Below are 19,907 nucleotides of genomic sequence, written 5' to 3'. Positions count from 1 at the left end.
GCGAAAACTGCTCGATGAGCAACGCCGGGCGCGCACCGCAGCGTTTCCGGTGGTGAGGAGGACGAGATGGTGGCTGCCGACGCACCGGCTGCCTACGCGGGAGTGGCACCGGACGCGGAATGGGCGCGGGAGATCCGCAGGCTGGCCGAGCAGCGCGACGCGGTGCTGCTCGCGCACAACTACCAGCTGCCGGAGATCCAGGACGTCGCCGACCACACCGGCGACTCGCTGGCGCTGAGCCGGATCGCCGCGGACAGCCCGGCATCGACGATCGTGTTCTGCGGCGTGCACTTCATGGCCGAGACGGCGAAGATCCTCGCGCCCGGCAAGACCGTGCTGATCCCGGACGAGCGCGCCGGCTGCTCGCTGGCCGACTCCATCACCGCCGAGCAGCTGCGCGCCTGGAAGGCCGAACACCCCGGCGCGGTCGTGGTCTCGTACGTGAACACCACCGCGGAGGTGAAGGCCGAGACCGACATCTGCTGCACCTCGTCCAACGCCGTCGACGTCGTCCGCTCGATCCCCGCCGAGCGCGAAGTGCTGTTCTGCCCCGATCAATTCCTCGGCGCGCACGTCCGCCGCGAAACCGGGCGGGACAACGTTCTCGTGTGGGCGGGGGAATGCCACGTGCACGCCGGGATCAACGGGCCGGAGCTGGCGGGCCGCGCGGCTTCCAACCCGGACGCCGATCTGTTCATCCACCCGGAGTGCGGTTGCGCGACCTCCGCGCTGTACCTGGCGGGCGAGGGCACGGTGCCGCCGGAGCGGGTCAAGATCCTCTCCACCGGCGCGATGCTCGATGCGGCGCGGGAGACCGGGGCCGATTCGGTGCTGGTGGCCACCGAGGTCGGAATGCTGCACCAGCTGCGGCGGGCCGCACCGGAGATCGACTTCCGGGCGGTCAACGAACGCGCTTCCTGCCGGTACATGAAGATGATCACGCCTGCGGCGTTGCTGCGCTGCCTGCGCGAACGGGCCGACGAGGTGGAGGTGCCCGCCGACGTCGCCGAACGCGCCCGCGAGTCGGTGCGGCGGATGATCTCCGTCGGCAAGCCGGGGGGCGGCGAATGAGCTGGGAGGCCGGTGCGGACCTGGTCGTCGTCGGCTCCGGCGTCGCCGGACTCACCGCGGCGCTGAGCGCCAGGCGGCTCGGGTTGCGCGTGCTGGTGATCACCAAGGACTCGGTTTCGGCGGGCAACACCGGATGGGCGCAGGGCGGCGTCGCCGTGGTCCGGCCCGACGAGCACGACGTGGGCGACAGCTTGCAGCGGCACGTCGACGACACCCTGACCGCCGGAGCGGGATTGTGCGACGAGGACGCCGTCCGCGCGATCCTCACCGACGGTGCGGCGGCGGTGGCCGAACTGCGCGCGGCCGGTGCTCGGTTCGACACCGATTCCGGTAGCGCGGGACCGCTCGCGCGAACCCGCGAGGGCGGGCACACCGCTTTCCGCGTCATCCGCGCCGGTGGGGACGCGACCGGCGCGGAGGTGCAGCGGGCGTTGTCGAGCGCAGTGGCCGCCGGTGGAATCCCCGTGCTGGAAGGGCATTGCGTCGCCGAGCTGATCCGCGACGAGTGCGGCGCGATCGCGGGTGCGCTCGCGCTCGACGGGTCCGCGAATCCGGGCACGCTGCGGAGTCCGGCGGTACTGCTGGCCACCGGTGGGCTGGGACAGCTCTTCGCGGCCACCACGAATCCGGAAGTCGCCACGGCCGACGGGATCGCGCTCGCGCTGCGCGCGGGTGCTTCGGTGGCGGATCTGGAGTTCGTGCAGTTCCATCCGACGGTGCTGCACACCGCGGACGGCGCACGGGGCAGGCGCCCGCTGGTCACCGAGGCGGTGCGCGGCGAGGGCGCCGTGCTGGTGGACGCGCAGGGGCGGCGCGTGATGGCCGGGGAGCACCCGCTCGCAGACTTGGCGCCGCGCGACGTGGTTTCCGCGGCGATCAACCGGCGGATCACCGAGACCGGCGCGGAGTGCGCGTACCTGGACGCGACCGGGCTGAGCGGTTTCGCCGCCCGGTTCCCGACGGTGTTCGCGGCCTGCCGGGAAGCCGGGATCGACCCGGCGCGCGAACCGATTCCGGTGACCAGCGCCGCGCACTACTCCTGCGGCGGCGTGCTGTCCGATGTGGACGGACGGACCGGGGTGGCCGGCCTGTACGCGGCGGGCGAGGTCGCCCGCACCGGCCTGCACGGGGCGAACCGGCTGGCCTCCAACAGCCTGCTGGAAGGGCTGGTCGTCGGCGGACGAGCAGCCCGCGCCGTGGCGCGCGACCTGCGGGCAGGTGGACGTGCGCGCAAGCCGGTCCACTCGCCGATACCCGCGGCGGCCGTGGTGGACCGGGACCTGTTGCAGCGCACCATGAGCAGGCACGCGGGCATCGGGCGCAGCGCGGAAGGGCTCGCCGAGGCGGCGGCCGCGCTCGACCGCGCGGGCATCGTCCGTCCACTTCGGAGCAGGCAGGCCGTCGAGGGCGCCGCGCTCACACTCACCGCGCACGCGATGCTGGCAGCCGCCGCCACCCGCGCCGAATCCCGCGGCAGCCATTTGCGCAACGACCACCCGAACCCGGACGACGTACGCTGGCGGCGCAGCATTCCGCTGCGCCTGGACGTGTCGGGCCGGCTGCTGGGCACCGATCGCGAACCCGTGAGGAGCGTGGCATGACGCTGTCCGAAGCGACCACGGCACAACTGCGCTCCGCAGGGCTGGACCCGCAGGAAGTGCGCGCGCTGGTGCGGGCCGCGCTCGCCGAGGACCTGCGCTACGGGCTGGACGCCACCACGGAGGCGACGGTGCAGGTGGACGCCATCGCCGAAGCCGAGTTCCGATCGCGCCCGGCCGGCGTCGTGGCCGGAATCCCGGTCGCCCGCGCGGTGCTCGACGAAGTCCTCGGCCCGGACGGGTACAAGGTGCTGCACAGCCGAACCGACGGCGACATGATCATGCCGGGGGAGAGCGCGTTGAGCGTGCACGCGCCGGTTCGCGGCCTGCTCACCGCCGAACGCACCGCGCTGAACCTGCTCTGCCACCTCTCCGGCATCGCCACCGCGACCGCGGAATGGGTGCGTGCCGTCGAAGGCACCGGCTGCCGCATCCGGGACAGCCGCAAAACCCTGCCCGGCCTGCGGGTGCTGCAGAAGTACGCGGTGCGCAGCGGCGGCGGGGTCAATCACCGCATGGGGCTCGGCGACGCCATGCTCATCAAGGACAACCACGTCGTCGCGGCCGGTTCGGTCGTCGCGGCGCTGCGCGCCTGCCGGGAACACGCGCCGGATCTGCCCGCCGAAATCGAAGTGTCCACTCCGGAAGAGCTCGACGAGGTGCTGGAAGAGGGCGCCGAGCTGGTCCTGCTGGACAACTTCGGCCCTGCGGACTGCGCCGATGCGGTGCGCCGCACCCGCGAGGTCTCACCCGGCACCGAGCTGGAAGCATCCGGCGGACTCACCCTCGACGTCGCCCGCAGCTACGCCGACACCGGGGTGCACTACCTGGCTGTAGGTGCGTTGACCCACTCGTCGCCCGCGCTGGACATCGGGTTGGACATGTGAGCGCGCGCCGCGCTCAGAACTTGCGGTTCGCCAGCACCGGGACGCTGCCGCGCGCCTGCTGCACGGGCTCCTCATCGAGATCGACGACCAGCACGTCCGGGGCATCGGCGAGCTGCGCGTGGATCGCGCCGAGCGGGCCTGCGACGGTGCTGTAGCCGATGCCGGTGGGCGCCTTGCCGCTCGGCTCGATCCCCCGGGTTCGCGGGTCCGCCTGCCCGCACGCCGCGATCCACGAGGTGCTGTCCAGCGCGCGTGCGCGCACGAGCAGTTCCCACTGGTCCCGCTTGCCCTCGCCCGCGCCCCAGGACGCCGCGGTGACGATCACCGAAGCGCCCTGGTCGGCCAGCGCGGTGAACAGTCCGGGGAAGCGCACGTCGTAGCAGGTCGTTACGCCGAAACGAGTGCCGGCGAGGTCCACCACCAGCGGTTCGGCGCCGGGTGCGACGGTGCGGGATTCCGCGAATCCGAAAGCGTCGTAGAGGTGGATCTTGTCGTAGTGCGCGTCCAGTCCGCGCCCGGTGACCAGCAGGGTGTTGGTCACCCGGCCTTCATCGGCGGGGGTGAACATGCCCGCGACGACGGCGATCCCGGCGTCGTCGGCGATGCGCCGGACCTCGCTCGCCCACGGGCCGTCCAGCGGTTCGGCCAGCGGGCCCAGCTTCGTGCCGAAGCAGGCCATCGTGGCCTCCGGGAACACCGCGAGGTCCGCGCCGGACTCGGCGGCCCGGCGCACGCCGTCTGCGACGAGTTCCAGGTTCGCCGCCGGCTCGGGAGTGGACACGATCTGGCACAGCGCCACGCGCATGGGTTCCGCCTTCCTTCGCCTCTACACTGTTGTATACCAGCAATATGCAACGTCGGTGAACATGCGCGAGGAGCCACCGTTGACCTCGGGACGCCAGCTCGCTTACGAGCATCTCAAAGACGCCGTGCTCAGCGATCCCGCCATGCAGGGCCGGTTCGTGAACGAGCAGGCGCTCGCCGACGACATCGGAGTGTCCCGCACGCCGATCCGCGAAGCGCTGCTGCTGCTGGCCGCCGAGGAACTCGTGCAGCTGGTGCCCAAACGCGGCGCTTACATCGCACCGGTGGGCGGGCGCGAGATCCGGGAGCTGTTCGAGCTGCGCGGCATGATCGAGCAGTACTCCGCGCGCAGGGCCCTGGAGCTCGGCACCGTTCCGCTCGCGGCGATGCGCACCGAACTCGACGAGCAGCGGGCGATACCGGCCGATGCCGACACGCGGAGGTTCATCGACCTCGACCACCGGTTCCACACCGCGCTGGTCCACGCGGTCGGCAACGACATGCTGAACAAGAGCTACGACGGGCTGCGGGCGCGCCAAGTGCGCGCGGGCATCGTCGCCCTGTTCTCGGCCGCCAACCGCCGCAATGCAGTGCTCGACGAGCACGACGCGATCCTCAAGGCGCTCACCGCCGGCGACGCCGCCGCGGCCGATGCGGCGATCAGCGCGCACCTGGAAGCTACTCGGCACGTGCTGCTCGCGGGCTGATCGCCAGTCCGGCCAGCGTCACCACGCAGGTCCCGAACAGGTAGCAGGCCGGTGCGATCCAGCTGTCGAAGTACGCGAACAGCGAGGTGAACAGCAGCGGAGCCAACGCGCCGCCGATCACTCCGGCCAGCGTGTAGGCCAGCGAACAACCGGTGTAGCGCAGCCGCGGACTGAACTGCTCGGAGACGAAAGCGCCCTGCGGCCCGTACATCAGCGAATGCCACAGCAGCCCGACGACGACGCCGACCACCAGCATCGGCGCTGAACCACCGCCGATCAGCGGGAAGAACAGGAACGGCCACACCGCGCCGCCGACCGCCCCGAGCGCGTAGACCCGGCGGCGACCCCAGCGGTCGGACAGCCAGCCGGCGGCCGGGATGAGCGCGAGCTGGCAAGTGGAACCGAGCATGACGCCGGCGACCGCCCAGCTCTGCGGCAGGCCGAGCTCCTTGGTGGCGTAGGTGAGCACGAAGACCGTGAACAGCGCGTACAGCACATCCGGCCCGACCCGGGAAAGGATCGCCGCGAGCAGCGCGCGGGGTTCGCGGGTGAACACCTCGCGCAGTGGTGCGGAAGACTGCTCGCCTTCGCGCTTGAGCTGCTGGAAGACCGGTGTCTCCTCGAGCCGCACCCGGATCCAGAGTCCGAAGATCACCAGCACCGCCGAGAGCAGGAACGCGATCCGCCAGCCCCACGCCATGAACTGCTGCGTGCTCAACAACGCCGCCAGCGCTGCCAGCACCCCGTTGGCCAGCAGGTTCCCCGCAGGCGGGCCGATCTGCGCGGCGGAGGCCCAGAAGCCGCGCTGCTTGTCGCTGCCGAACTCGCTGGAGAGCAGCACCGCGCCGCCCCATTCGCCGCCGATGCCGACGCCTTGCGCGAACCGCAGCGTCACCAGCAGCACCGCGCCGAGCGAACCGACCTGTCCGTGCGTGGGCAGCAGGCCGATCAGCACCGTCGCGATCCCGGTGAGCAGCAGCGTCGTCACCAGAACCTGCTTGCGCCCGAGCACGTCGCCGAGGCGGCCGAACACGAAACCGCCCAACGGCCGGGACAGGTACCCGACGGCGTAGGTGGAGAACGCCAGCAACGTGCCGGAGAGCGGGTCTTGGCTGGGGAAGAACAGGTCGCCGAAGACCAGGGCGGAGGCGACCGAATAGGCGGCGAAGTCGTACCACTCCAGCGAGGTGCCGGACAGCGCGGCGGTGAACGCCTTGATCAGGTCTTTCCGCGGCGGCCGGGTCGGGGTGTCGGCGAGCTGCATCCGGGTTCCTTGTCGACGGGGTTCGTCACATCGGCGGCGCGGGCGGCCGCAAGCGTGATACGAACTGTATACAAGAAGTATGCCGATTGGGAGGGCTCGATGTCTCCGCTTTGTTTCGATGTGGCCGGCGAGTCCGTCGAGGTGCCGGTCCGCACCCTGCTCAACGCCGGCTACGCAGGGCGCCGCCAGGACGACGTTGCCGCGCACGTCGCCGAACTCGCCGAACTGGGGGTGCCCGCGCCCACCCGCACGCCCAGCCTCTACCCGATCGCGCCGTACCTGGCGATGCAGGTCGCCGAGGTGCCGGTGCAGCACGCCCGCACCTCCGGTGAAGCGGAATGGGCACTGGTCATCGCAGGCGCGGACGAACGCGACGTGCTGCTGACCGCGGCCTGCGACCACACCGACCGGGAACTGGAAGTGCACGGCGTGGCGTGGAGCAAGCAGGCCGGACCGGACGTGCTGGGACGTCGTGCGTGGCGGCTGGTCGACGTGGCCGACCGGATCGACGAACTAACGCTCACCGCCTGGGCGGGCGGGCGGCGCATCCAGCACGGCACCCTCGCGGAGCTGCTCACTCCGGCGTATTGGCTCGGTGAGCTTCGTGCGTGGGGTTTGGCCGAGCCGGGAACGGTGCTGCTGTCGGGCACGATTCCGATGGACCCGGCCGTCGACCAGTTCGCCGGCTCGTGGCGTGCCGAACTCGGTGACCCCGCCAATGGCGATGCGCTGAGCTGCGAGTACGCCGTGCAGGTGCTGCCGCGGCCGGTTGCTTAGGCCGGGCGGCGGAGAGCACGTCGCAGCCGCCCCCGCGATCACCTGCCTCCGCGAGCACCGCAGGAGGGCGCCACGCCCGAGTCGCGCGCCACGATCGGGTTCGTCTTCCGGCGGGTTGATCTGCTGCGACGTGACCGCCATCCTCGACGCCTCCACCACGTGCCGGATCGGCAGCACCGGCTGCGCCTCGGCCGGGCAGAGCCGCGGCGCTGCGATCGGGCACCAGCCGGAGCTGCCTGGATCCGCCCGCCGGGCACGTGGTCCTAATGTGATCTCGCCGATGTGGCATCGTGATTGCCCACAAGTTCGCGGAACGGCCGCGGGCGGTGCCATAAGCAGCACACGACGAGTGGGAGACAGACGTGAGCGACAGCGGCGAGGGCACCACGTTCATGCAGTGGCGCGAGCGAGCGCAGACGGAGGCCAAGGAGCAGCAGCCGCAGCTTCGGGCCGTCATGATCACGGCGGCGGTCGTGGTCCTGATCGGCATCGTGGTGGGCGTGATCGTTCTGCTGCTGTCCTGAGCCGCTCCCTCCGGACGCACGAGCCGGCGCGGGCGAGGCTCCGGGCTCGCCCTCGCCGTTACTGACGTAGTGCTGAGTAGGCCCTTGCAGCGCTGAGTGGCCTGCAGCGCTGAGCGAGAAGTGCGTCGCAGTGCTCCGCGGCCGCTGATGTCGGTTTTGCGGTGTGCTTGGTTTTTTGCGGTGGATACACCCTGATCAAGTGATGACGAACCCGTGTTCGAGCTGGAACGCTCGATGGCGTGGATTCGTTCGTCGATGTGCCGCCCCCTCGCGACTCGGAGCAGTCCGTGCCCGAGCCGCGGCGTGTGCTGTCGTCCGGCGATGCCGGTGCACGCGCGGGTCGAAGGCAGCAGGCGGAGGACGTCCTCGATGTCGCAGCCGCTGTGGAGGAACTTCTCGGTTGCCGCGATCGGGCGGCGGCCGCGCGCTCGGACGAGGAACTCGTCGCCGGGATCGCCGACTGCGAATCGGTGATCCGCGCCGCCCTGGTGTGGCAGGCGGAGCAGATCGCCGAGTCGGAGCAGCGCGGCCTGCACACCGCGGCCGGGACGCGCTCGATGCCGGTGTGGCTGCGGGAGATGCTCAACATCCATGCCGGGGACGCGACGTCCCGAGTGGTCGTGGCACGAGCCGTAACCGACCGCACCGAGCCCGGAGGGCTCCAGCAGGCCCCGTCGCTGCCTGCCACGGCGGGCGTGCTCCGGGCGCGGGAGATGAGCTTGGCCCACGCGAAAGTGATCGTGGACGGCATCGCGGCACTGCCGCCGTGGACCAGCGCCGAGCGGCGCGCCGAGGCCGAAGAACTACTCGCCGACGAGGCGAAGAAGCTCTCACCACGTGAGCTGGAAGTACTGGCCCGTCGCATCCGGTACCTGCTCGACCAGGACGGTGCCCTGCGCGAGGAGCAGAACCAGATCGAACGCCGCGAGCTGCAGCTGACCACCGGACGCGACGGCATGACCGTGCTGAAAGGACGACTGGACCGGGAAACCGGCGCGAAGCTGCGAGCCGCGCTCGAACCGCTCACCGGCCCACGAGCACAGAACACCGGCGAGCGAGCACAGAACACCGGCGAACGCGACATGCGTTCGGCAAGCAAACGCCGTGCCGACGCGTTCGCCGAACTGCTCGAGACCTCCCTGGGCTCGGATGCCCTGCCGCGCTCCGGCGGGCAGCGTCCGCACATGGCCGTGACCATCAACGTCGACCAGCTGCGCGGCACCGCCGAGGACGCCGCCGCCGCGCGATTCGGCGGCACCATCGACACCACCGGCCAGCCGATCACCGCGGACAACGCCAGGCGCATCGCCTGCGACGCCGAGATCCTGCCGGTCCTGCTGGACGGCGAAAGCCGCCCTCTCGACGTCGGCCGGGCACAGCGCTCCGCCCCACCACACCTGCGTGCGGCCCTGCTCGCCCGCGACGGCAGCTGCGCTTTCCCCGGCTGCGACCACCCACCCGGAACCGCGCAAGCACACCACATCCGCCACTGGGCCGACGGAGGCCACACAGCACTGACCAACCTCGTCATGCTCTGCGCCCATCACCACACGGTCATCCACGCGCAGCACTGGAACATCCAGCTCCACCAAGGACGCCCGGTCTTCACCCCACCCGCATGGGTCGACCCCGCGCGAACACCGAGGCCCGGCAACCGGGCACACCACGAACCACCTCACCTGACCACCGACTGACAGTGGCCAGGGCACCGAGGCGCGCCCGCGCCCGGTCACGCCTCCGTCGCCACCGCCACCGCGGCCCAGCCGTTGCCGACGGCCTCGCGAACGTCCGGGTCGACCTGGTGCTCCGGTCGCCAGTCCACGACCGGGACCACGCCAGGCGAAACGACCGACCAGCCGGCCAGCAACTCGTCCACGCGGTCGGCGGGGCGCAGCGTCAGCGGAGTCGGCGTTTCGTCGTAGATGCGCAGTCCCTCGGTGACCTGGGTGGTCGTCAGGCCCGCGCCGGAAGCGTGGCTGATCGCCAGCACGCTGCCCGGGGCGCAGGAACGCCGGTAAGTCGCGAGAATCCCGGCAGGATCCGACTCGTCCGGCACGAAATGCAGCACCGAGAGCGCGAGTACGGCGATCGGCCGGTCGAAGTCCAGCAATCCGCGCACGCCGGCGGCGGACAGCACGTCCCGCGGCTCGGCCAGATCGGCCTGGGTGACGGTGACGTTCGGTTCGCCATGCAGCAGCCGAAGCCCGTGCGCCACGGCCACGGGTTCGTGGTCCACGTAGGCGATCACGGAATCCGGTGCGTCGCGAAGCGCCACCTCGTGCACGTTCCCCGCAGTGGGGATGCCGGAACCCAAGTCGAGGAACTGGCGGATTCCGCGTCCGATGCAATGCCGCACCACCCGTCGCAGGAAAGCGCGGTTCTCGCGGACCCCGACGCGAGTGGCGGGCAGCAGACCCAGCTGTCGCTGCGCGGCGACCCGGTCAGCGGGGAAGTTCTGCGTTCCGCCGAGGAAGTAGTCGTACATGCGCGCCGCGTTCGGCCGCTGCAGATCAGGTTCGCCCTGGATGTCGGCCAGCCTCTCGAGAATCTCGTCATCGCTGCCGATCGCCGGCCTCCTCGCCTACCGCGGGCGCGAACCCGGCGATCGTAGCGACCCGGCGACGGCCGAGGGCGGGCCGTGCGCAACTGGCGAACGGCCCGCCGGTCGGGGGTGGGAACAGCTCAGGCGCCGGCTTCCCGGATCACGATGTCCACGGCCGCGTCGTTGCGGGCCGTTTCCCGATCGATCACGTCACCCGGGGGGTAGAACCCGTCGATGCCACCGCTGGAGGGGTACATCTCCAACGTGAACGCGAGGATCTTGTGCTTGCCCCACATCCAATCCAGGCTGTCGCCGTCGGTGGTGTACAGATCGCTGGACTGCTGCGGGGTGTAACCGTTCGTCCCGGCGATCTCCTTGCCGACCCGCTCGAAGCGGTCGTGCTCCTGCTGGGTCATGCCCTCGGTGACGTCGTCCGGGGTGTGCCCGAACGGCCAGAGCACCAGCTCCGAGAAGGTGTGGAAATCGATCGCGGACTTGATCTGCTGCTCGCCCCCGACCACGCGGGAATCGATGAACTCGGCGATCGCGGCCGTTTCCGGCGCGGAGAACGGGGCGCTGCCCCGGTAGGTCTCGTCCTGCGGATCGTCGCTGGCGCCGCCGCAGCAACCCCACTTGTAACCCCAGTTGCGGTTGAGGTCGGTACCGGTGTCCTGGCGGTTCTTCCGCCAGCCCTGGTACTGCCCGGACTCCACGTCGTAGGTCGAGCCGTCGACGTTCACCGACGGGATCACCCAGATCTCCCGGTTGTCCACCATGTCCTTGACGGCCGGGTCGTCGTAGTTGTCGGTGAGCCGGTTGACCACGCGCAGGCACATCTCGGTGGTCAGGTGTTCGCGCGCGTGCTGGTTGCAGTCGAACAGGACCTCGGGCTCGTCCTCGTCCTGCGCCACGTTGTCGCTGATCTTGAGCACGGGGATGTCCCGGCCCTCGAAGCTCTTGCCGATGCTCGACTGAGCGGCCAGGTCGGGATGATCGGCGGCGGCCTTGCCCAGCTCGGCGACCATCTCGTCGTAGTTGTGGTACGCCTCGTCGCCGGGTGGGAAGTCCCGCGCCCCCGCCTTGGCGTTGCGCTGCGCGAGCACTTCGGCGTTGGCGGCCTGCAGGTGCAGTGCCAGGCCGCGTTCGCGCAGCTGCGCAGCCTCTTCGCCGGTGGCCTCGATGGTGGCCACACCGTCCTGCACCCCGAGCACTTGGGCTCCGGAGGCGTTCAGGTCGGTGCGGATGCGGCTGTCGGTGTCGGGCACCGTGTAAACGGCCGCTCCGCCGGGCTGGGCGGTGCCGCCTGGCGCGGCCACCCCCGCCTGGGCCGGTAGTAGCAGTACCAGGGATGCGGTGGCCGCCACCGCTGCTGCTCTGCGCCGTGCGCTGGACATCGGGCCTCCGATCGAGCACTGATTGTGATCAATGAGGTTCCCCGAGTAGCGGACCGGTTGGCAACCGACTTACGTCGCAAGGAGTTGCTCACCGTTTTCCCATTCGCCGCACCATGCGCATCGGACGCCCCGGTCCGGGCCGATTACCCTGGTGGCAGCGTCACCCGAGTCGAAAGGACGCTCATGCTCACCCGTACCGACCTGCGCGGTCGAGTTCCGTCCACCGCCGAATTGCGCACCAAGCTGCCGCGCGCGGAGACGGACGTGGAGCACGTGCTGCACCGGGTGCGGCCGGTGATCGAATCGGTGCGGGACCGCGGTGTGGAGGCGGTGCTGGAGCACACGGAGCGCTTCGACTCGGTCCGGCCCAAGCAGGTCCGGGTACCCGCAGCCGAACTCACCAGGGCGCTCGACGAGCTGGACCCCGAGGTGCGGGTGGCGCTCGAGGAGTCCATCGACCGCGCTCGCCGAGTGCACCACGATCAGCGTCGCACCGACGTGACGACGCAGGTCGTGCCGGGCGGCACGGTCACCGAGCGGTGGGTTCCGGTGTCCCGGGTCGGGCTGTACGCGCCGGGTGGGCTGGCGGTGTACCCGTCGAGCGTTGTGATGAACGTGGTGCCCGCGCAGACCGCCGGCGTGGAGTCGCTGGTGGTCTGCTCACCGCCGCAGGAGGCTTTCGACGGCCTGCCGCACCCGACGATCCTGGCGGCCGCGGAACTGCTCGGGGTCGACGAGGTGTGGGCGGTCGGTGGCGCGCAGGCCGTGGCGCTGCTGGCGTACGGCGCAGCGGACACCGACGGTGCCGAACTCGCCCCAGCGGATCTGGTCACCGGCCCCGGCAACGTCTACGTCACCGCCGCCAAGAGGCACCTGCGCAGCATCATCGGCATCGACGCCGAAGCCGGCCCGACCGAGATCGCGGTGCTGGCCGACGACACCGCCGACCCGGCGCACGTGGCCGCCGACCTGATCAGCCAGGCCGAGCACGACACGCTCGCGGCCAGCGTGCTGGTCACGACCTCGGCGGAACTCGCGGACGCCGTCGACGCCGAGCTGGACGGCCAGGTGCCGATGACCCGGCATCAAGAGCGCATCCGCACCGCGCTCACCGGTGACCAGTCGGGATGCGTGCTGGTGAGCACGCTGGGAGACGGCGTGCGGGTGGTGGACGCTTACGCCGCCGAGCACTTGGAGGTCCAGACCGCCGACGCGGATGCGGTGGCCGCGCGGGTGCGCAACGCCGGGGCGATCTTCGTCGGACCGCACGCGCCGGTGTCGCTGGGCGACTACTGCGCGGGTTCCAACCACGTGCTGCCGACCGGTGGGTGCGCACGGCATTCCTCGGGGCTAAGCGTGCAGAGCTTTCTGCGCGGCATCCACGTGGTCTCCTACAGCGAGCAGGCGTTGCGGGACGTCGCGGGCAAGGTCGTCGCGCTCGCCGACGCCGAGGACCTGCCCGCGCACGGGCAGGCCGTCGCGGCCCGCTTCCCGTCCGGACTCGACCGCTGATCAACACCCCGCGAAGAGAGAAACATGAGTGACGTGCTCGGCGCCGACGTGGCGCTGACCGACCTTCCGCTGCGCGACGACTTGCGCGGCCGCAGCCCGTACGGAGCTCCGCAGCTCGAAGTGCCGGTGCGGTTGAACACCAACGAGAATCCGTTCCCGCCGCCCCCGGAGCTGGTCGAGGACGTGGCCGCGTCGGTGCGCGAGGCGGCGCGCGAGCTGCACCGTTATCCGGATCGGGACGCGGTGGAGGTGCGGGAGGACTTGGCCGCGTACTTGAGCGGTGCCACGGGTGTCGCGGTTTCGCAGCAGAACGTCTGGGCCGCGAACGGTTCGAACGAGGTGCTGCAGCAGGTGCTGCAGGCGTTCGGCGGACCGGGCAGGACCGCGCTGGGTTTCGAGCCCTCCTACTCGATGCACCCGATCCTTTCCGCGGGTACCCGCACGGACTGGTCCCCGGCGCCGCGTCGCGCGGACTTCAGCTTGGACGGCGCGCAGGCGGCGGCGATCGTGGCCGAGCGGCGGCCGGACGTGGTGTTCGTGACCAGCCCGAACAACCCGACCGGCCAGGTCGTGGCGCAATCCGATCTGCGGGCGGTGCTGGCCGCCGCGCCGGGTGTCGTGGTGGTCGACGAGGCGTACATCGAGTTCTGCTCGGAGCCCAGCGCGATCGGGCTGCTCGCGGAGTTCCCGCAGAAGCTCATCATCAGCCGCACCATGAGCAAGGCGTTCGCGTTCGCCGGCGGCCGGTTGGGGTATTTGGCCGCCGCTCCCGCTGTGATCGACGCGCTGCTGCTGGTGCGATTGCCGTACCACCTCTCGGCGGTGACGCAGGCGGCCGCGCGTGCGGCGCTGCGGCACGCCGAGGCCACGCTCGGCTCGGTGCAGGCGCTGTCCGACGAGCGTGATCGGGTCGTGCAGGCGCTCCGCGACATGGGCTTCTCGCCGGTGCACAGCGACGCGAACTTCGTGTTGTTCGGGCCGTTCGCGGACGCGCACCGGTCGTGGCAGCGCTACCTGGAGACGGGTGTGCTGATCCGGGACGTCGGCATCCCGGGGCATTTGCGGGTCACCATCGGCACACCGGAGGAGAACGACGCCTTCCTGGACGCCAGCAAGCCGTTGGTGGAGGCGAGTGAGGAGAACGCCCGATGACCGACAACGCCGCGGGTACCGCCCGCACCGGCCGGGTGGAGCGCACCACCAAGGAGTCGTCGGTGCTCGTCGAACTGGACCTCGACGGCACCGGGCAGGTCGACGTCGACACGACGGTGCCGTTCTACGACCACATGCTCACCGCGCTCGGCACGCACGCGGCCTTCGACCTGAAGGTCAAGGCTTCGGGTGATGTGCACATCGACGCGCACCACACCGTCGAGGACACCGCGATCGTGCTCGGCCAGGCGTTGCGGCAGGCGTTGGGTGCGAAGAAGGGCATTCGCCGTTTCGGCGACGCCTGGATTCCGATGGACGAGACGCTGGCGCACGCCGCCGTGGACGTGTCCGGCCGGTCGTACTGCGTGCTGACCGGGGAACCCGAGCAGTACAACAGCTTCACCATCGGCGGGAACTACCCGTTCGTGCTGAACCGGCACGTGTTCGAATCGCTGGCGTTCCACTCGCAGATCAACCTGCACGTGCGGGTGATCCACGGCCGGGACCCGCACCACATCGCGGAGGCCCAGTACAAGGCGATCGCTCGTGCGCTGCGCGCGGCGACCGAACCGGACCCGCGGTTCGCGGGTGTGGTGCCGTCGACCAAGGGCGCGCTGTGAACTTCGCACCGCTGGTCCTGTTCGCCGTGGCGGGTTTCCTCGCCGGCGGTGTCGCCGCGATGTGGAAGACGGCCAAGGTGATGGCGGCGGTGCTGGCTGTGCTGGCCGTGCTCGCCGCCGCAGGTGGGGTCGCCTGGCTGCTGTGACTGCCAGCTGCTGTTACTGCCAGGCGAAGTTTCAGGTGTGCAGCGGGTGCCGCTGGAAGAACTTCCAGATGATCGGGGTCGCCTCGAGCACCGTGGGACGTTCGGAGTCCGGGTTCGCGGATCGGCTCGGCCAGTCGTGCCCGAGGCCGTCGATGCGGTAGTGCTCGAGTGCGCCTCGCCCGGCGCATCCGATCCAGCGCTGCCTGGACACTTCCTGCCGCGGTCGATCCGTGATCGGCTCCGAGAAGCATTCGTCCCGCTCTGCCCACTCGGCGAGCCAGTCGGGGATCGATGGCAGTCCCCGCGATGGATCTCCTTCGTAGGGGATGGTGTCGTCGGCCGTGCCGTGGAACGAGATCATCGGTACCGGTTCGGTCGGCGCGCACTTGCCGCTCTGCGGGTAGTAGGCGCCGGCGACGGGCGCGAACGCGGCGATGCGGTGCCCGAGGCGGCAAGCGAGCATTTCGGTGAATCCGCCGCCGTTGGACTTCCCGGCGGCGTAGATCCGCCTCGAATCGACGCACAGTCCGCGTTCCACTTGGTCCAGCACGTCGCCGGTGAACCGCACGTCGTCGGCGTCGGCCGAGTAGGGAGCGCCCTGCCACGCCGTTTCCCCGTCGGTGCCGACCAGGCCCTGCGGGTAGACCGCGATGGTGTCCAGCTCGGAGAACCCGGTCAGCGCTTCTTGGTATTCGGCGCTGCGAGTGTGCCCGTGGAAGGACAGCACGACCGGCAGCGGACGGTCCGGGTGGTAGTCCTCCGGTACGTGCACCAGGTATTCGCGGGTCCGCCCGCCGGATAAGACCGTCCGGCTCGTGGTGACGCCCGGTTCGACCGGGGATGCGCTGCCGCATCCGGTGCGCGGCGGGCGATCCGGTTGCGCGTGCGCGTGCGCGGGCGCGGCGGTGGCGGTGACCGCGCCGAGAACGATCAGCAAGCTCAGCACTGCTCGGTGCATCTTCTTCCCATCTGTCCCGGCGCGGTACCGCACCGCGCGCGCATCAGCGTGCGGTGGTGGCGGGCTGCTTGTCCGCTGCCTGCTCGGTCGACTCCTCCTCGTCGACGAAGCTCTGCTCGTTGAACGGGTCTTCCTTGGCGAACACCCGCTGCATCTGCTCCCGGTCGATCTCCTTGGTCCAGGAGCCGATGATCACGGTGGCGATCGCGTTGCCCGCGAAGTTGGTCAGCGCGCGGGCTTCCGACATGAACCGGTCGATGCCGACGATGAGGCCGACGCCGTCGACCAGTTCGGGCCGGTGCGACTGCAGCCCGCCCGCGAGCGTGGCCAGGCCGGCGCCGCTGACGCCTGCCGCGCCCTTCGAGGCGATGACCATGAAGATCAGCAGCGAGACCTGCTCGCCGAGCGCCAGCGGTTCGCCCATCGCGGAGGCGATGAACAGCGAGGCCATCGTCAGGTAGATCGCGGTGCCGTCGAGGTTGAACGAGTACCCGGTGGGCACGGTGATGCCGACGACGGGCTTGCTCACGCCGAGGTGTTCCAGCTTCGCGATCAGCCGCGGCAGCGCCGCCTCCGAGGAGGAGGTGGACAGGATCAGCAGGAACTCCCGGCCCAGGTAGGCGAGCAGCCGGAACACGTTGACCCGCGCGAACGCCCACAGCAGCGGGCCGAGGACGACGAACACGAACAGCACGCAGGTCGTGTAGAAGCCGAGCATGATGATGCCGAGGCCTTTGAGCGCGTCCACGCCGGTGGCGCCGACCACGGCGGCGATGGCGCCGAACGCGCCGATCGGCGCGACCCACATCACCATCGCGAGGATCTTGAACACGAGCCGCTGGATGTGCTCGATGCCGTTCAGGATCGGGGTGCCCTTGTCCCCGAGGGCTTGCAGGGCGAACCCGGCGAGCAGCGCCACCAGCAGCGTCTGCAGCACTTCACCTTCGGTGAGGGAGGAGACCAGCGTGTTCGGGATGATGCCGAGCAGGAAGCCGCTGAGTCCTTCGGCTTCACCGCCGCCGGAGAGCTGGCCTTGGCCGCTGGTGCGCATCTCCTCGGTGAGCTGCAGACCTTCACCGGGGTGCAGCACGTTGCCGACCAGCAGCCCGATCACGAGGGCGACCAGGGACATCACGAGGAAGTAGCCCAGCGCGAGGCCGCCGACCTTGCCGACCTTCGCGGCCTGCCGGACTCCGCCGACGCCGAGCACGATGGTGCAGAAGATGACCGGCGAGATCATCATCTTGATCAGGTTGACGAAGCCGGTGCCCAGTGGTTTCAGCGAGGTCGCGAAGTCGGGGAAGGCGAACCCGACCGCGATGCCGGCCAGCACCGCCACGATGACGAAGATGTAGAGGTAGTGCGTGCGGTCCCGCTTCTTCGGCGGTGCACCGGCGGCCTCGGGCGCAGCGTCTTTGCTTGGCACGGGTGAAACTCCTACGGGATGTACCTGTCACTGTGGTAGGCGGTCACTCATTCGGTCGTGTCTTGGGTCACGAGCGCATCGGGGGAGACTATCGGACTCACGGGCCGTGACCGTCACCGTTGCGTTCATTGTGTTCATGCGGGAGCAACGATTCAGTCATGTCGCATTTCCCTCTGCTCGGGCGCCTGCGCGCGCTGCTGAGCAATCGGGCGGCTCGGCGCGGTGCGCGGGGAGCCAGCCTCGCCGCGCAGCTGTTCTTGCTGCAAGTGGTCGTGGTGGCCGCGATAGTGCTGGTCATCGCCGTGCTGGGTTACGTGAACGCGCAGCGCCGCAGCACTCAGTCGGCCGCCGAGGAGGTGACCGGGGTGGCCCGCACCCTCGCGGCGAGTCCTGACTTGCTGCGAGCGCTCGGCGCGCCGAACCCGTCGGCCACGTTGGAACCGCTGGCTGAGCGCGTGCGCGCGGACACGGGCGTCGCGTTCATCACGATCATGGATCCGGCCGGCATCCGCTACACGCACCCGAACACGGCGCTGATCGGGCAGCCGTTCATCGGCAACATCGCACCTGCGCAGCGTGGCGAACTGCTCACCGAGACCTACACCGGCACGTTGGGGCCATCGGTGCGCGCGGTGACTCCCGTGTTCGACGAGTCGGGGCGGGTGCGCGCGCTGGTGGCAGTGGGGATCACGGTGCGGGTCCTGACCGCCGAGCTCCGCGGGCAGATCTTTCTGCTGGCCGGTGTGGCGGCCGCGGCGCTGCTGTTCGGCGGGCTGGCCAGCTACTTGGTCGCGAGCCGGCTGCGCAGGCACACGCACGGATTGCGCCCGGCGGAGCTGAGCCGGATGTACGAGTACCACGACGCGATCTTGCACGCGGTCCGCGAGGGGCTGCTGCTGGTCTCCCCGTCGGGCGCGGTGACGCTGTGCAACGATGGTGCGGCTGTGCTGCTTTCCGTGGATCCCGCCGAGGCCGAGGGCTCCCGTCCCGCCGATCTCGGGCTGCCCGGCTCGTTGGTCGAGACGCTGATCGCGCACCGGGAGGTCCGCGACGAGGTGCATCTGACCGCTGACCGCGTGGTGCTGGTCAACGTCTCGCCGGTGCGCAGCGGTGAGCGTGATCTGGGCAGCGTGGTCACGCTTCGCGATCACACGGAGCTGCAGGCGTTGACCGGGGAGCTGGACTCGATGCGCGGATTCTCGGAGTCGCTGCGTTCGCAGGCGCACGAGTCGGCGAACCGGCTGCACGCGGTGGTGTCGTTGATCGAGCTCGGCCGCACCGAGGAAGCCGTCGCGTTCGCCACTGCTGAGCTGGAGTTGGCCCAGCAGCTCACCGATCGCGTGGTGACCGCGGTGGGGGAGCCGGTGCTGGCGGCGGTTCTGCTCGGCAAGAGCGCGGAGGCCCGGGAACGCGGTGTCGAGGTGGTGCTGTCGGAGGACAGCGACGTCGACGACGGCGTGCTGCGGAACGTGCGTTCCCGCGACTTGGTGACGATCCTCGGCAATCTGATCGACAACGCGGTGGACGCGACGCAGGAGGCGCCGTCGCCGCGGGTCGAGGTGAGCGTGCGTGCCGAGCCGGACGCGCTGGTCATCCGCGTGGCGGACAACGGCCCGGGGCTGGACCCGGACACTGCGCGGGATGTGTTCCGGCGCGGTTGGTCCACCAAAGACCCCGGCGGGGGCCCGGAGAGCTCCGGCGGGGGCGGCCCGGCGAACTCCGGCCGCGGCTTGGGGCTGGCGCTGGTGGGCCAGAGCGTGCGCCGCTACGGCGGAAACGTCGATGTGCAGCGGGACGCTGGAGCCGTGTTCACCGTGCGGATCCCGCTGCCGGAGGTGAGTTCGTGATCTCCGTGCTGGTCGTGGAGGACGACCCGGTCGCCGGTGAGGCGCACGAGATGTACGTGTCCCGGCTGGACGAGTTCCAGGTCGCCGGGCGCGTCCGCACCGGGCAGGAGGCGCTGCGGTTCTTGGAGCGCACGCAGGTCGACCTGGTGCTGCTGGATCTGCGGTTGCCGGACATGGACGGTCTCGCGGTCGCGCGGGCGTTGCGCAACGCGGGCAGCTCCGCCGACGTGATCGCGGTGACTTCGGCGCGGGACCTGAAGGTGGTGCGCGCTTCGGTCGCCAGCGGTGTCGTGCAGTACTTGTTGAAGCCGTTCACGTTCGCGGCGATGCGGGAGAAGCTGGAGCACTACGCGCTGTTCCGGCAGAGCCTCGGGCACGATCGGGAGGCCAGCGGGCAGAGCGAGATCGACCGCGCGTTCTCCACCTTGCGCGGTGTGGATCGCGCGTCGTTGCCGAAGGGCATGGGCGAGGAGACGCTGGCGGCCGTCGTGTCGGCGCTGCGCGCGCACCGCGAAGGCGCCTCCGCGGGCGCGGTGGGGGAGCAAGCCGGGGTGTCGCGGGTGACGGCTCGGCGCTATTTGGAGTACCTGGTCGACAACGGCATGGCCAGGCGCGACCCGCGGTACGGGGGCGTGGGACGTCCCGAGATGTTCTACCGCTGGCGCGAGCAGGGGTGAA

General features: G+C 70.4%; 19 protein-coding genes. 13 read left to right on the top strand and 6 right to left on the bottom strand.

The window, feature by feature from the left end; genetic code table 11:
* The first annotated feature begins 66 nt into the window (after nt 1-66).
* Genes nadA through nadC form a run of 3 tightly spaced genes read left to right on the top strand, consistent with a single transcriptional unit; the run spans nt 67 to nt 3,556 of the window.
* Nucleotides 67-1,071 (top strand): quinolinate synthase NadA, encoded by a 1,005-nt coding sequence (gene nadA, locus INP57_RS10775; RefSeq protein WP_200070011.1) that lies wholly within the window; start codon nt 67-69, stop codon nt 1,069-1,071.
* Nucleotides 1,068-2,672 (top strand): L-aspartate oxidase, encoded by a 1,605-nt coding sequence (locus tag INP57_RS10770; protein WP_200070010.1) that lies wholly within the window; start codon nt 1,068-1,070, stop codon nt 2,670-2,672. Before nadA ends, INP57_RS10770 begins: the two co-directional genes overlap by 4 nt.
* Nucleotides 2,669-3,556, top strand: a complete 888-nt coding sequence (gene nadC, locus INP57_RS10765) for a carboxylating nicotinate-nucleotide diphosphorylase (protein ID WP_200070009.1) — start codon at nt 2,669-2,671, stop codon at nt 3,554-3,556. Before INP57_RS10770 ends, nadC begins: the two co-directional genes overlap by 4 nt.
* Nucleotides 3,557-3,569: 13 nt before the next feature.
* On the opposite strand, the gene INP57_RS10760 is transcribed toward nadC, so the two are convergent.
* Nucleotides 3,570-4,361: a carbon-nitrogen hydrolase family protein gene (locus INP57_RS10760; protein ID WP_200070008.1), complete on the bottom strand. Its 792-nt coding sequence runs from the start codon at nt 4,359-4,361 to the stop codon at nt 3,570-3,572.
* A 79-nt stretch (nt 4,362-4,440) separates the two neighbouring features.
* Here INP57_RS10760 and INP57_RS10755 point away from each other — a divergent pair, with 79 nt between their 5' ends.
* Nucleotides 4,441-5,067: a GntR family transcriptional regulator gene (locus INP57_RS10755; protein ID WP_233627335.1), complete on the top strand. Its 627-nt coding sequence runs from the start codon at nt 4,441-4,443 to the stop codon at nt 5,065-5,067.
* Here the strand turns inward: INP57_RS10755 and INP57_RS10750 are convergent.
* Nucleotides 5,039-6,331, bottom strand: a complete 1,293-nt coding sequence (locus INP57_RS10750; protein WP_200070006.1) for an MFS transporter — start codon at nt 6,329-6,331, stop codon at nt 5,039-5,041. The genes INP57_RS10755 and INP57_RS10750 overlap by 29 nt on opposite strands.
* A 99-nt stretch (nt 6,332-6,430) precedes the next feature.
* Between INP57_RS10750 and INP57_RS10745 the strand changes: the two genes are divergently transcribed.
* The 3 genes from INP57_RS10745 (at nt 6,431) to INP57_RS10735 (ending at nt 9,326) form a co-directional block, all read left to right on the top strand.
* Nucleotides 6,431-7,108, top strand: coding sequence for a DUF2848 domain-containing protein (locus tag INP57_RS10745; RefSeq protein ID WP_200070005.1), 678 nt, complete (start codon nt 6,431-6,433; stop codon nt 7,106-7,108).
* 362 nt (nt 7,109-7,470) lie between these two features.
* Nucleotides 7,471-7,632, top strand: coding sequence for a hypothetical protein (locus tag INP57_RS10740; protein ID WP_200070004.1), 162 nt, complete (start codon nt 7,471-7,473; stop codon nt 7,630-7,632).
* Nucleotides 7,633-7,871: 239 nt separating this feature from the next.
* Nucleotides 7,872-9,326: an HNH endonuclease signature motif containing protein gene (locus tag INP57_RS10735; RefSeq protein ID WP_200070003.1), complete on the top strand. Its 1,455-nt coding sequence runs from the start codon at nt 7,872-7,874 to the stop codon at nt 9,324-9,326.
* A gap of 35 nt (nt 9,327-9,361) precedes the next feature.
* Here the strand turns inward: INP57_RS10735 and INP57_RS10730 are convergent, their stop codons facing one another.
* A complete protein-coding gene (locus tag INP57_RS10730) occupies nt 9,362-10,141 on the bottom strand; it encodes an SAM-dependent methyltransferase (protein WP_304611153.1) in 780 nt (259 codons plus the stop codon).
* 173 nt (nt 10,142-10,314) lie between these two features.
* Nucleotides 10,315-11,568 carry a M14 family metallopeptidase gene (locus INP57_RS10725; protein ID WP_200070001.1) on the bottom strand — a complete coding sequence of 418 codons (1,254 nt, stop codon included), beginning with the start codon at nt 11,566-11,568 and terminating at the stop codon, nt 10,315-10,317.
* Nucleotides 11,569-11,751: 183 nt separating this feature from the next.
* Between INP57_RS10725 and hisD the strand changes: the two genes are divergently transcribed.
* Genes hisD through INP57_RS10705 form a run of 4 tightly spaced genes read left to right on the top strand, consistent with a single transcriptional unit; the run spans nt 11,752 to nt 14,998 of the window.
* Entirely contained in the window at nt 11,752-13,080 is a 1,329-nt protein-coding gene (gene hisD / locus INP57_RS10720; RefSeq protein ID WP_200070000.1) for a histidinol dehydrogenase, read from the top strand.
* 24 nt (nt 13,081-13,104) lie between these two features.
* The gene (locus INP57_RS10715; RefSeq protein WP_200069999.1) at nt 13,105-14,232 is read left to right on the top strand and encodes a histidinol-phosphate transaminase; all 1,128 of its coding nucleotides are present in this window, start codon (nt 13,105-13,107) and stop codon (nt 14,230-14,232) included.
* Nucleotides 14,229-14,852 carry an imidazoleglycerol-phosphate dehydratase HisB gene (gene hisB, locus INP57_RS10710; protein WP_200069998.1) on the top strand — a complete coding sequence of 208 codons (624 nt, stop codon included), beginning with the start codon at nt 14,229-14,231 and terminating at the stop codon, nt 14,850-14,852. Before INP57_RS10715 ends, hisB begins: the two co-directional genes overlap by 4 nt.
* Nucleotides 14,849-14,998, top strand: a complete 150-nt coding sequence (locus INP57_RS10705) for a CG2302 family histidine operon protein (protein ID WP_200069997.1) — start codon at nt 14,849-14,851, stop codon at nt 14,996-14,998. The genes hisB and INP57_RS10705 overlap by 4 nt, the downstream gene beginning before the upstream one ends.
* Before the next feature lie 31 nt (nt 14,999-15,029).
* On the opposite strand, the gene INP57_RS10700 is transcribed toward INP57_RS10705, so the two are convergent.
* The gene (locus INP57_RS10700) at nt 15,030-15,956 is read right to left on the bottom strand and encodes a CE1 family esterase (protein ID WP_200069996.1); all 927 of its coding nucleotides are present in this window, start codon (nt 15,954-15,956) and stop codon (nt 15,030-15,032) included.
* Nucleotides 15,957-15,999: 43 nt separating this feature from the next.
* Entirely contained in the window at nt 16,000-17,382 is a 1,383-nt protein-coding gene (locus INP57_RS10695) for a cation:dicarboxylate symporter family transporter (RefSeq protein ID WP_200069995.1), read from the bottom strand.
* Between the two features lie 158 nt (nt 17,383-17,540).
* On the opposite strand from INP57_RS10695, the gene INP57_RS10690 reads away from it, so the two are divergent.
* A complete protein-coding gene (locus INP57_RS10690; protein ID WP_200069994.1) occupies nt 17,541-19,229 on the top strand; it encodes a sensor histidine kinase in 1,689 nt (562 codons plus the stop codon).
* On the top strand, nt 19,226-19,906 hold the full coding sequence (locus INP57_RS10685; RefSeq protein ID WP_200069993.1) for a response regulator: 681 nt from the start codon (nt 19,226-19,228) through the stop codon (nt 19,904-19,906). The genes INP57_RS10690 and INP57_RS10685 overlap by 4 nt, the downstream gene beginning before the upstream one ends.
* The last annotated feature ends 1 nt before the right edge of the window (nt 19,907 follow it).

Source organism: Saccharopolyspora galaxeae, from assembly GCF_016526145.1.
In the GTDB taxonomy this organism is placed as follows: Bacteria; Actinomycetota; Actinomycetes; order Mycobacteriales; family Pseudonocardiaceae; genus Saccharopolyspora_C; species Saccharopolyspora_C galaxeae.
Note: the sequence above shows the minus strand (reverse complement) of the source record. Positions and strands in the feature narration are given on the sequence as shown.